Below are 11,876 nucleotides of genomic sequence, written 5' to 3'. Positions count from 1 at the left end.
GTGTTCCTTCTCTTTCTTTCTCAGCGGAGAGGTCTGAAGAACTCACGCACTTCTTCCACCAGCTTTTCCGGATTCTCCAAGGCCGGGAAATGGCCGCCGTCGTCCACCTCGGTCCACCGGGTGATGTTGTAGTAGGGCTCGGCCAGCTCACGGGGCGGGCGGTTCTTCTCATTGAACACCGCCACCCCAGTGGGCACCGAAATCCTGGGCGGTTGGTTGAACGCCGACCCGGCTCCAAAGCTTTCGTAGTACATGCGCATCGACGGGCCGATGGTGGCGGTGACCCAGTAGATGGTGAGCAGGGTGCAGAGCTCGTCAAGGGTGTAACGCCGGGTCAGATCCCGCCCGCCGGGCCCGTCGATGTCGCTCCACCTCCACCACTTCTCGATGATCCAGGCGGCCAGGCCGGCAGGCGAGTCTGTGAGGCCCACCGCCGCGGTCTGCGGCTTGGTGCGCTGGAGGTGGACATAGCCCCACTCCCGGTCGCGGTATTGCTTCACGCCCTCCCACCATTGTTGCTGGTCAGCGGTGAGGGTGGCCTCGTCGATGGGTGGGGCCACCATGTTGAGGTGGATGCCGACCATGCGGTCGGAGTGCATCGCGCCCAGAGCGGCACTCACCGCCGAGCCCCAATCGCCTCCCTGGGCGCCGAACCGCTCGTAGCCGAGCTCGGCCATCAGCTCGGACCAAAGGTCGGCTACCCGGGCCGACGACATTCCCGGTTGAGCGGGCGGGGAGGAGAACCCATAGCCGGGCAGCGATGGGGCCACCACACTGAAGGCGTCGGCCGGGTCGCCGCCAAAAGCTCCTGGGTCACTGAGCGGGCCGACCACCTTGTGCATCTCCCAGAAGCAGCTGGGCCACCCGTGGGTGATGACCAGCGGCATCGGGTCGGGCCCTCGCCCCTCAGCGTGGACGAAGTGGATGTCGAGCCCGTCTATGCGATGGGTGAAATGGGGCAGTTCGTTGAGCGCGGCCTCGTGGGCCCGCCAGTCGTAGTTGTATCGCCAGTAGCGGCACAGCTCGGCGATATAGGCGGTGTCTGCCCCGTAGTCCCAACCCGCCCCCTCCAGCGACTGGGGCCACCGGGTGGCGTCAAGGCGCCGGTTGAGATCGTCGATCACCTCATCGGGCACAGCGATCTGAAACGGCTCGGCCACGGCGCCAGGGTAGTCAGGCAGAACGCCCGGTCAGCGGTCGCCGATGGCGTAGAAGCCGCCGTCGCGGGAGCCGACGTACACAATGCCTTCCCACACCGCGGCGGTGGACTCCACGCAGGCGCCCAGGGTCACCCGCCATATCTCGGGGGGCTCCACAAAGGGGTCGGAGATGTCGTAGCCCCGGATCGCCCCACCGCAATCAGCCTGGATCAGCACGTCGTCGATCACCACTGGCGACGCCCACGCCGGAGCGGTGATCCGCTTCGACCACACCACCTCGCCGGTGTCGCGGCGGAGCCCGTACAGGTAGCCCGCATGGGTGGGGGCGTACACCATGTCATCGGTCAGCGCCGGGGTGGCCCACACTCCATCGGGAAAAGCGTTGCGGATGTCTGCCCCCCACACCAAGGGATCGTCGGCGCCGGGGTCGAGCTTGAGGACTTGGCCCGTCTCCTGGCTGCGGGCCGTCTCCCGCTCATACTCCACCCCCACGTACAGAAAGCCCTCGGCGTCGGCCACTACGGTGGCGTCCACATCGTCACCTGCCCAGTAGCGGAATACCCGCTCGGGATCCTGCCCGTCGGCCAGCCCGCTGATGTCCCACCCCTGCACCAGGCCGCCGGAATTGCCGAAGTACAAGATGTTGCCCACCACGGTGATGCCGCCCTCGATGGACACGTTGCCGTCGGGCACCGCGGCCAACAGCTCGTCGTCCCAGCCGGGGGCGCTGAACACCAGTTCGGGGTCGATCGTCACCAGCCCGTCGGGTCCATAGCGGCGGTTCAGCTTCACAATGTGGAGATGGCTGTTCTCCCCGCCTTGGAACAGGTAGTCGTCTAGCACGAGGGCCGCGCCGTCCCAGTCGTTGTTCCAGAGCACCGGGGACACCGCATAAGCATTCAGCGACCACAACTCAACGGGTTCGTCCCGGTCAAAGGCGATGATCCGGAAATAGTCGTCCCGCGAGCCGAAGTACACCAGGGGATAGCCGTCGGGATCGACGGTCACCGACCCCTTGACGAGGTCGCCCACCACGAAGTCGGGCCGCAAGCGCTCACCGGTGGCTGCATCCAGGAAATGCACCGCGGGGGCGAACGAGCCGACCACCACCCAGGTGCGATCGTCCCACTCCACCACTGCGGGCTGGCCGGTCCAGCCAGAGCCGCACCATGTGGTGATGCCCGCCGCCCAAGAGGTGAGCGAGCACAGGTCTCGCTCCGGTGCGCCGGTGAACCGCCACAGCACCTCGGGCGCCTGGGGAGCTGGCCCAGTGCCATAGAAGGTGCGGGTGGGGTTGCCCCGGAACGTGAGCAGGCCGGCGACCGAGCCGTAGGGCTGTCCGACGGTGGTCGGGTCGACCCACCCCGGATAGGGCGTGGGCGTGGGCGTCGGGGTTGAGGTGGGAGAGGGAGTGACTATGGGAGTGGGAGCAGAGGTGGGATTGGGCGACGGTGGCGCGGTGGTAGGGGTGGTCTGGGTGTTATCGGGCGTCAGCGGGACTGACACCGGAGAGGTAGTCAACTCGGGTTCGGAGTCGCCGAAGAATCGAACGTCAGCTGCCACCGCGATCATCACAGCCACCACCCCTACAACGGCAGCCACTGCCGCGGTTGCACACCATGCTTTCCACGCTTGCACTTGCACTACCGTAGAGCCATGGCGATCGAGTATATGGACCCACGGGCTGAACCGGCGGAATCGGTCACCCCTTATGACCTGTCGGCCGACGGCGAATCCCTCACCATCGGGCTGTTGGCCAACGGTTTTCCCGACTCAGTGCCATTCCTTGATGCGGTGGGCGAGAGCCTGCGCCGGGTGCGCCCCGACCTGGAGGTGCGGGCCTGGAACAAGGGCAACGCCTCGATGGTGGCCGACGACCAGCTCATGGGCGAGATCACCGACGGCTGCGACGCAGTGGTGGCCGCCTACGGCCATTGAGGTAGCTGTACCAGCGGCACCGTGCGTGACGCTATCGCAGCCGCCCGCCTCGACACTCCGGCGGTGGCCCTGGTGACCACCAAGTTCTCCCCTCAGGGCGACTTCGTGTCCCGATCGGCGGGAATGCCCGACATTCCCCGGGTGATCCTCCCCCACCCGGTGGCTGGCACCGGGGAGAAGGCCATGAAGATGGTGGCCGACGACATCGCTGACGAGGTGCTTCAGGCGCTGGGCGCCGCCGGATGAGCCAACTGCTATCGGCCCTCTCCGAGGAGGCCGCTCTTGAGCAACTGCATGCCGAGGGCTGTACCGACGGACTGCCGGTGGTGATTCCCACCCCGGCCCGGGTGGAGCGGATGGTGCTGGCCTCTGGTTTGGACGGTGATGTATCGCTGGGCCAGATCGGCCCCAACCTAGGCGAAGCCACCGTGGAGAAGGCAGCTATCGCCGCGGTGATGGCCGGATGCTTGCCCGACTACTTCCCGGTTGCGGTTGCCGCGGTGCGGGCGGTGTGCGACCCCCGGATGGACATGACCGAAGTACAAGCCACCACCCACAACCTCGGACCACTGATCATTGTGAACGGTCCCGCAGTAGGCGCTTGCGACGTTGCCTCGGGGTTCGGCGCGCTGGGCCCCGGCCACCGAGCCAACGCCTCAATAGGCCGGGCAGTGCGCTTGGCCATGATCAACATCGGCGGCGGGCGGCCTGGCACTTCTGACATGGCGTTGCTCGGCCATCCCGGCAAGTTCACGTTCTGCCTGGGTGAAGACGAGGAGGCCAGCCCCTGGCCCCCGCTGCACACCTCATTGGGCTACGACATCGACCAGAGCACGGTAACGGTGGCCTGCACCGAAGGGCCTCACTCGGTGCTGTGCTTTCCCGACGACGATCCCGAGGTGTATGCCGAACACCTGCTGAACGTGCTGGCCGCCTCGTTGTCGGGGCTGGGAGCCAACAACACCCACTTCGCCAAGGGCACCCAGGTGCTGGTGCTCAACCCCGACCACGCCATCGCCCTAGCCGACGTGGGCCACGACCGCACCACCATTGCCGAGGCCCTGCATGAGCGGGCCAAGCGCTCCTGGTCAGAGCTGTCCACGGTGCGGGCCCGGGGCTCGGGCATCAACCGCCACCAGCGCAGTCAAGGCGACGACCCCGAATTAGTGGTCCACGCCATTAGCAACCCCCAAGACCTGCTCATCCTGGTGGCCGGAGGCACCGGTCTGTACTCCACCGTCATGCCTTCCTGGGGCGCCGGCCCCCACGGCAACGGCCACGTCACCGTGGAGATCGACCTCGATCAGGCCTGCGAAGTGCCGCTGGCCATACCAGCCCAATAGGGCCCGACCTCTTCTCCATAATACTGTCGCTATTCGCTGGTAGCGTTGAGCCCATGGGTCGATTTCGCCGCACATTGGACACCGCCAAGGCTTCGTGGGCGGTACTGCAACACGATCGGGAACTGGCGGTACTGCCGATTTTGGGGGCGATTGCCTCTCTGGGTGTGATCGCCGCTATCGGCATTCCCATCTGGCTGTCAACCGACGGAATCGACGACGGCGGCAGCAGCACCGGCAGCGAGCCCATGCTGTGGATCGGCGGAATCATCATCTTGTTCGCCATCACCGTGATCACCGTGTTCTTCAACGCCGCGGTGGTGTCGGGGGCCAGGGAGCGGTTCAGCGGCGGCGACCCGACCATATCCAGCGCCATCAAGGGAGCGTTTTCCCGGCTGCACGTGATCGTGCCGTGGGCGATTCTGGCTCTGACGGTTGGCATGGTCCTGCGGGCAATCCAGAGTTCCGACAACGCCCTGACCCGCATCGTCGGCAGCCTCCTCGACATGGCCTGGGGGGTGCTCACCTTCTTGGTGGTGCCCATCTTGGTGGTGGAGCAAACCGGGCCGTTCAGCTCGGTCAGGCGCTCAGGCGAGTTGCTCAAGCAAACGTGGGGCGAGAACCTGATCGCCCAGGTGGGATTCGGCATCATCGGCTTGGTGGCGGCCATCCCCGGCATCTTGATCTTCGCCCTTGGCGCCTCGGCAGGTGGGGTCGGCGCAGTGGTCGGGATCGGCATCGGCGTGGTGTGGATTGCCCTGGTGTCGGTGGTGATCAGCACGCTCACCGCCATCTTCCAGATGGCGCTGTACCTCTACGCCACCACCGGGCAGGTGCCTATGGGCTTCGAGAGCTCCGGCATCAACGACACCTTCCACGAGCGGTCTCAAGGCCCCCTGATGCGGGGCTTCGGCGGCGGCGGGCTCGGCGGCGGAGGCTTGGGCGGTCGGCGCTTCTAGTCGTCAGATTCCGGTGCTAGTGCAGCCCGGGCTATTTCCGGGTTTAGGTACTCCCGGGTGAAGCAGACCTTGCCGTCGCGAAAGCGCCACAGGCCGATGTAGCGGTTGGTGTAGCGGCGGCCGGTGGGGATCACCTCGCCCTGGCTGATGTACTCGGCAATCAAGAGGTCAGGATCGGCACAGGGGTGCGCTTCGGTGACGTGCAAAGTGAAGCGGAAGATCTTGAACGCCTGAACCAGCCGCTCCCTCACTGCCTCTTTGCCCTCGGTGCGGTCGGGTTTTTCGGGGTGGGCGTAGGGCAGTTCCAGCACGTAGTCGTCCGTGTAATGGGCCACCACGGCGTCGGCGTCGCCCATGGAATCGAACACCGATTGAAGGATTTCCAGATTGGCCTGTGCGCTCACGCCACCAGTTGACCACGTTCTTCGAATCCATGAGAACGCTGGGGGTAGTGTCGCGAACCGTGTCTTCAAATGAATTGCCGCTGAGCGGCCTCAGGGTCATCGACATGGCCGACGTCAAAGGCGAGCTGGCCGGACGACTGTTGGCCGACCTAGGTGCCGACGTCATCCGGGTGGAGCCGCCCGGTGGAGCATCTTCCCGGCAAATGCCCCCGTTCGCCCCCGACGGCGGCACCAGCCTGTATTTCGCCTTCCGCAACTTCAACAAGCGGGGGGTCACCGTGGACGTGACCACTCCTGAGGGCCAGGCCCAGTTGCGGGAGCTGCTGGCCGGTGCTGACGTATGGATTGAGTCGACCAAACCGGGGGCGCTGGCCCTCTACGGGCTGGACCCGCGGGCGGTATCCGCAGAGTTCGGGCATCTGCTGGTGCTGTCGCTCACCGACTTCGGCCAAGAGGGGCCATATGCCCAGTTCGAGGCCACCGACGAGGTGATCCAGGCCATGAGCGGGCACCTGGCCGCCTCAGGCATCCCGGAGAAACCGCCCCTCCTCATCCCCGGTGCCTTCGCCTACGACGCAGCCGGGATAGTGGGGGCGCTAGCGGTGCTCATCGGCCTGGTGGCCAAGCAGCGCACCGGGCGGGGCCAGCACCTCGACTTCTCCGTGCTGGAGGCGGCCATTCATCTCAATACCTGGCAGATGGCCAACATGCAGCCGACGTTGGACGCAGGAATGGACCCGCCCGTCGTCCGGTCGGGAACCACCGTGGTTTATCCGTTGTTCGAGACGGCCGACGGCTTCATCACAATGGTGATCCTCAGCCCCCGCCAGTGGTTCGCCATGTGGGAATGGCTGGGCCGTCCAGAGGCATTCGCCGACGAGATGTGGGGCGAGACCCTCACCCGGCTGATGAACGGCGACGTGCTGAATCCGGTCATCGCCGAGCACTTCGCTCCCATGCTGATGGAGGAGGCCGCGGCTGAGGCCCAGCGCCGGGGCGTGGTGGTCACCCCGATGCTCAAGCCATCCGACATCTTGGTTAATGAGCACTATGTGTCCCGGTCAACGTTTGTGCCTGTAGAGGTCTCCCCCGGTGCAGAAGCCGAGGTGGCATCGGGGTTCATGGAGATCAACCGCCAGCGCCAAGGATTCCGATTCGGCGCGCCGGAGGTGGGCGAGCACAACGCCGAGGTCGCCGCAGAAGCCGCAGAGCCTCGCCCACTGGTGCCCGCAGCTGGCGAGATAGACCAGCCGTTGGCCGGGGTGCGGGTGCTGGACTTCGGCCACGGGGGCGTCGGCGTGGAAGGCGGGCGAATGCTGGCCGAATACGGCGCCGATGTCGTCAAGATCGAGACCCGCACCTATCCCGACTTCATGCGGCTGGTGACCGGCACCGAGATGACCCCGTCGTTCGCCTCGTCGAGCCGCACCAAGCGCAGCTTCGGGGTCAACTCCAAGATCCCCGAGGGCTTGGCCGTGCTGAAAGAGCTGGCGAAGACGGCCGACATCGTGATCGAGAACAACTCCACCGGCACCATGGACGCAATGGGGGTGGGGTACGAAACGCTCAAAGAGATCAACCCCGGCGTGTGCATGGCCAGCAGCCAGCTCATGGGCTCCACCGGGGCGTACGCCGACTGGATCGGGTACGGGCCCACCATTCAGACGGTGGGGGGCATCAAGTACCTGTGGAACTTCACCGACGGCGATCCGCCGCCGGGTTCCAACGCCATCCACCCCGATCACTTGGCCGGGCGGCTGTGTGCTCTAGGTGCGTTGGCCGGGCTGTTGAGCCGGAATCGCAGAGGCGGAGCAGGGGCCCACGCCGAGATCAGCCAGGCCGAGGCTTTGGTCAACACGCTGGGCGATCTGTTCATGGCCGAGTCCCTTGCAACCGGTTCAGTGCAGCCGGTGGGCAACGACTCCGACCAAGGGGCCCCCTGGGGCGTGTTCCAATGCGCCGGAGACCAGCAGTGGAGCGTGGTGTGCGTACGCGATGACGTCGACTGGGCCGCCCTCAAGCAGGCCATGGGGAACCCGGAGTGGGCCGATCACCCCGCTTATGGCACCGCTGAGGGCCGAATTGGCGCCCGGGAGGCAGTCAACGCCGGGGTGGCCCAGTGGACCGCCAGCCTCTCACCACAGGAAGTCCAAGACGCCTGCCAAGCCGTCGGCGTCCCCGGCGCGGCCATGCTCACCGCACTCGACCACATGACTGACCCCCAACTCACCCAGCGAGGCTTCCCGTTGGAGGTCTTCCAGCCCGGCGCCGGCAACCTGGTGCTGGAAGGCCCCTGCTTCTACGGCAGCGAGATGCCCACGCCTCCGGTCCACGCCGCCCCCCTACTGGGCGAGCACACCCGCCAAATCTGCATCGAAGAACTCAACATGGACCCCGCCGAAGTCGAGCGCCTCGTCGAATTAGGCGCCCTAGAAGTCCCCCTGCCCGAAAGCTAAGACACCCTTTGGTCAACGAGCACTTCAAGAGCAGAAGACGGATAACCAAAGCAGCCAAGAAACTCCTCACATCTTCTCCTGATGCTCGCGGCGCTCAAGTTCATGTCAACAAAAAATCCCGATGCTGCGACTTCGTAGCTTCTCTCCGGCTTGAGCAGCGCATGTGGATCGCGAGCCACGAATGGGCGCTTGCGCCCTCTGAGCTCCAGGAGCTTGTCGAATTCGCCAGAGTGGCGCTCGAAGAGCTTTTCGGCCACGGTGCGAAGCACATCAGCGTGCGTTTCCACCGGATACCGGTCGCCCCATAGAACGATGGCCACGGGCTTGACCGTCGGCGTCAGGGCCGAGCGCTCAGCCGCTTTTCCCTTTTCAGGCTCTTCTCCGCTCTGTTCAGGAATCGGGGGCGCGGCCATAGGCACTGGCGAGTTGTGGAGCACCGCAACAACCTGCTCGTTGCTGGGTCTGATGCTCACTTTGTCGTAGACCCGCTTGCTGATCAGCTCCACCAACTCGTCGTCAGGTGCATCCAGCATTCGTTCCCAGATTTTCGGCATCTCCGTCCTGAGCCGATCGGCCTCATGGCCAGCCTTGAGTACCCGCCGGGCCTGCCGAAGCGATTGTCCACCGGTCAGGCTGCTTCTTCCCAAGAACCGGTCGAAATCTTCGGCCAACTGCTCAAGGGGATCAGCCTCCACCATCAAGACTGCGAACCGCCGTTTCAGCGGCTCTCCAGGCTCTCGGGGAAGGTACAGCCACCACTCATCCCCGGTAGTCAGCACACAGATGTCCACACCTTCATGAAAGGCATAGCCCAAAACCTGCTCAACATGCGTGCTCAGGTCGGCACCAGGCGCCTTCGCTTCAATCAGCGCAAGAACTCGGCTCTTGTCCTTCAGGGCTATGTCGACTCTTCCGCCCTTCTTCCCACCAACTGAGTGCTCAAACAGCACTTGCTCTCCGTCGGAAGGATCCCAACCCAAGGCATGGAGGATGGGGGCAATCACTTGGAACTTGGCAGACTCTTCGTTTTGAGGACCGGCCGAGGAGCGGACTTTCTCCAGAATCTCCTTCAAATGCACCGTGCCATGGTAGTAGCCCTATGTCAGGCAGTGCCCGGGCAAGCCGTTTGTTGGCCTCTGCCTGGGCAAACCAACCAAGGGCATAATGATCTCAACCGGCCAAAGAGACTACCGGGTATTCGTCCCAGGTCCGACCCTCAAGATGGCGACCCCCGGCCTTCGGCGAGCGGCCACCCCACTGCTTGAAGAAGAAGGGGACTCCGGCTTCGACGCAGAGGTCGCGAAGATCGGTCACCCATTCTGGCGACATGGGTCTAGCACCAAAACCGCTCTCACCGCCTGCAATCAGCCAGTCGATGTCGTTGAGGTCAAGAGCTCCCAGTGGCCCAAGAAGCGGTTCGGCACTTACGAAACGGATGTGGGCGTCAACATCTCGAAGATGCCGCAACCGGAACAGGTAGCGAGCCGACTCCACGCTGACTCCGACCCACACATTGGGCGGCCATTCCAAAGCACTTCCGAGTTCAACTAGACGGCGAGAACGCTTGGTCAGCACTTGATAGGTGTGATCTGGGGTGTCCCTCATCACTTCAAGCACCTCCCGGATGAACCCGACTGGCACCTCCTCATGAAAGAGGTCACTCATCGAGTTGACGAAAACCATGCGGGGCTTTGCCCAAGTCGCAGGAAGAGCCAGGGTCTCGGGGTGGCAGGTCAGTCCAAAGCCAGGGCCGCTTGTCCTCGGATCACCATCGGCCTGGTACTTCGACTGGCCCATCAATTTGAGGCGACCAGCCATTGTCAGGGCGTAGCAGTTGTCGCACCCCGGCGAGACTCGATCGCAGCCGGTGGTGGGATTCCAAGTGGCATCGGTCCACTCGATGGCCGATTCAGCCATCGGTAACCTCCCAGTCCCTGCTTCGGTTCATGCGACATCCTCCCACTCCGGCAACTCGAACGGGATTTCATCTCGCCGGCTGGTGTGTAGGTCCTCATACTTGGAACGCATGCCTGGCGCTGGTCCAGAGCTGAACTGGATTGCTGGGTGAGTTCACGGGACCAAATCGAGGGATTCCATGTGGTCTGGCTGCACCACTGCAAAATCCCTGCGGTTGAGGGTTGCAACAGAGGTGATGTTTCTGCGCTCAGCTACAGCCACGATTGAGGCATCAACGAAGCCGAGGCGAAGATCGGCATATCTCTTTATGAGCTCGAGGACTCTCAGATAGTCCGCAGGAACGAGATCGACGATCTCGAAGCGCCCGCTTGTCACCAGGGACACGAACCGTTCTTCCGCAATAGGCCCAAGACGGCTCTCCAACATCCATGCGGTCTCTGGGACGACCGGTGCAGCCACGTACAGGTCTTGGCGCTCGCGGAGCAATGCAGAGCACTCGCTGTGCCGGTGCTCGCTACGGTCAGCGGCAGATACGAATACGCCGGTATCGACGAGGAGCACGAAGGCTCAGACAGTCGTAGCGTGCCTGCTGGCGGCCAGCTCAGACCGCTCGCGACAGATGTCGAAAGGCTCCACTTGACCAGACTCACCACAGCCGATAAACGCTTCCAGTGGATCTCCCTCTGGCAGGCTGTCCGCCAGTTCCCCAATGAGCTCTTCAACGCTTATCCGACGACGCGAGGCTTCTTCCCGGAGCCGCTTGACTGCTTCCTCAGAGAGGTCAAAGACCACGCTCATGCTCCTACTGTACTCAGCGCCTCATGGATTGGAAGTGTTGATATTTCGTCAGATGATCTCAGCTGACCCCGCTGACATCCCGGTCAGCCGATGACTAGGCCTCCGTTGGGGGTGATGGTTTCGCCGGTTACGAAATCGCTCTCGTCGGAGGCCAGGTAGAGGGCGGCATAGGCGATGTCGTTGGGGACGCCGATGCGGCCTGCGGGGGTAATCATCTTGAGGCCCTCGATCATGGCGGCGTCCACGCCGGCCACCATGGGGGTGTCGATCACGCCGGGGCACACTGCGTTGGCTCGGATGCCGTGGGGGGCGCAGAACCGGGCCATCGCCCGCATGAACCCCAAGAGCCCGGCTTTGGCGGTGGCGTAATGCACTGGCCCCCAACCGGCCAGACCGGCAATCGACGACATGCAGACCACCGAACCCTTCAGATCGGTATCGATGATCCGGGACAACATGGCCCGGGTGCAGTAGAACGCGCCGTTGAGATGGATGTCGAGCATCCGCTGCCAGCCGTCGTCGCTCATGTCCACAATTTGGCGATCCCCGCCGGTGTTGCCCTCCCCAGAGCCGTCGCCGGGTGTGCTGTCCACTCCAGCGTTGTTCACCAGCACGGTAACCGGTCCGAAGCGGGCGTCTATGTCGGCGAACATGGCCTCTATGGCCTTGCTGTCGGACACATCGCAGGCTGCGCTCATGGCCTCGCCTCCGTTGGCAACCACCTGATCTGCGGTGGCCGCGGCGGCAGACTCGTTGAGGTCTTGCACCACCACTTTGGCACCCTCGCTGGCGAACAAGGTGCTGATGGCTGTGCCCAACCCTCCCCCGCCTCCGGTCACCAGGGCCACTTTGCCGTCCAGTCTTCCCATGAGAATGTCCTCCTCGTCGTGGTCGTCGGCGAGAC

At 64.2% G+C, this 11,876-nt stretch carries 12 protein-coding genes; 4 read left to right on the top strand and 8 right to left on the bottom strand.

Going from position 1 to position 11,876, the window contains the following annotated elements:
- Positions 1-20: 20 nt before the first annotated feature.
- Complete coding sequence (locus tag ACOOGG_RS13390) at positions 21-1,160, bottom strand: epoxide hydrolase family protein (RefSeq protein ID WP_420435851.1); 1,140 nt, start codon at positions 1,158-1,160, stop codon at positions 21-23.
- 30 nt (positions 1,161-1,190) lie between these two features.
- The gene (locus tag ACOOGG_RS13385; protein ID WP_420435849.1) at positions 1,191-2,798 is read right to left on the bottom strand and encodes a PQQ-binding-like beta-propeller repeat protein; all 1,608 of its coding nucleotides are present in this window, start codon (positions 2,796-2,798) and stop codon (positions 1,191-1,193) included.
- Between the two features lie 18 nt (positions 2,799-2,816).
- Between ACOOGG_RS13385 and ACOOGG_RS13380 the strand changes: the two genes are divergently transcribed.
- Genes ACOOGG_RS13380 through ACOOGG_RS13370 form a run of 3 tightly spaced genes read left to right on the top strand, consistent with a single transcriptional unit; the run spans position 2,817 to position 5,397 of the window.
- Entirely contained in the window at positions 2,817-3,344 is a 528-nt protein-coding gene (locus tag ACOOGG_RS13380; protein ID WP_420435847.1) for a UGSC family (seleno)protein, read from the top strand.
- Positions 3,341-4,441 carry a hypothetical protein gene (locus tag ACOOGG_RS13375; RefSeq protein ID WP_420435845.1) on the top strand — a complete coding sequence of 367 codons (1,101 nt, stop codon included), beginning with the start codon at positions 3,341-3,343 and terminating at the stop codon, positions 4,439-4,441. The genes ACOOGG_RS13380 and ACOOGG_RS13375 overlap by 4 nt, the downstream gene beginning before the upstream one ends.
- 53 nt (positions 4,442-4,494) lie before the next feature.
- Positions 4,495-5,397, top strand: coding sequence for a DUF6159 family protein (locus ACOOGG_RS13370; protein WP_420435843.1), 903 nt, complete (start codon positions 4,495-4,497; stop codon positions 5,395-5,397).
- On the opposite strand, the gene ACOOGG_RS13365 is transcribed toward ACOOGG_RS13370, so the two are convergent.
- Positions 5,394-5,801 (bottom strand): nuclear transport factor 2 family protein, encoded by a 408-nt coding sequence (locus ACOOGG_RS13365; protein WP_420435841.1) that lies wholly within the window; start codon positions 5,799-5,801, stop codon positions 5,394-5,396. The two genes, ACOOGG_RS13370 and ACOOGG_RS13365, sit on opposite strands and share 4 nt — an antisense overlap.
- Before the next feature lie 59 nt (positions 5,802-5,860).
- Here ACOOGG_RS13365 and ACOOGG_RS13360 point away from each other — a divergent pair, with 59 nt between their 5' ends.
- Positions 5,861-8,257, top strand: a complete 2,397-nt coding sequence (locus ACOOGG_RS13360; protein WP_420435839.1) for a CaiB/BaiF CoA transferase family protein — start codon at positions 5,861-5,863, stop codon at positions 8,255-8,257.
- On the opposite strand, the gene ACOOGG_RS13355 is transcribed toward ACOOGG_RS13360, so the two are convergent.
- The 5 genes from ACOOGG_RS13355 to ACOOGG_RS13335 form a co-directional block, all read right to left on the bottom strand.
- The gene (locus ACOOGG_RS13355; RefSeq protein WP_420435837.1) at positions 8,254-9,336 is read right to left on the bottom strand and encodes a hypothetical protein; all 1,083 of its coding nucleotides are present in this window, start codon (positions 9,334-9,336) and stop codon (positions 8,254-8,256) included. The genes ACOOGG_RS13360 and ACOOGG_RS13355 overlap by 4 nt on opposite strands.
- 91 nt (positions 9,337-9,427) lie before the next feature.
- A complete protein-coding gene (locus ACOOGG_RS13350) occupies positions 9,428-10,174 on the bottom strand; it encodes a DUF5131 family protein (protein ID WP_420435835.1) in 747 nt (248 codons plus the stop codon).
- A 153-nt stretch (positions 10,175-10,327) separates the two neighbouring features.
- The gene (locus ACOOGG_RS13345) at positions 10,328-10,735 is read right to left on the bottom strand and encodes a type II toxin-antitoxin system VapC family toxin (RefSeq protein WP_420435833.1); all 408 of its coding nucleotides are present in this window, start codon (positions 10,733-10,735) and stop codon (positions 10,328-10,330) included.
- Positions 10,736-10,741: 6 nt separating this feature from the next.
- A complete protein-coding gene (locus ACOOGG_RS13340) occupies positions 10,742-10,972 on the bottom strand; it encodes a hypothetical protein (RefSeq protein WP_420435831.1) in 231 nt (76 codons plus the stop codon).
- 83 nt (positions 10,973-11,055) lie between these two features.
- Positions 11,056-11,841 (bottom strand): SDR family NAD(P)-dependent oxidoreductase, encoded by a 786-nt coding sequence (locus ACOOGG_RS13335; RefSeq protein WP_420435829.1) that lies wholly within the window; start codon positions 11,839-11,841, stop codon positions 11,056-11,058.
- Positions 11,842-11,876 lie beyond the last annotated feature (35 nt).

The sequence above is a fragment of the Candidatus Poriferisocius sp. genome (assembly GCF_965214065.1).
In the GTDB taxonomy this organism is placed as follows: Bacteria; Actinomycetota; Acidimicrobiia; order Acidimicrobiales; family Bin134; genus Poriferisocius.
This window is presented reverse-complemented; position numbering and strand designations above follow the sequence as displayed.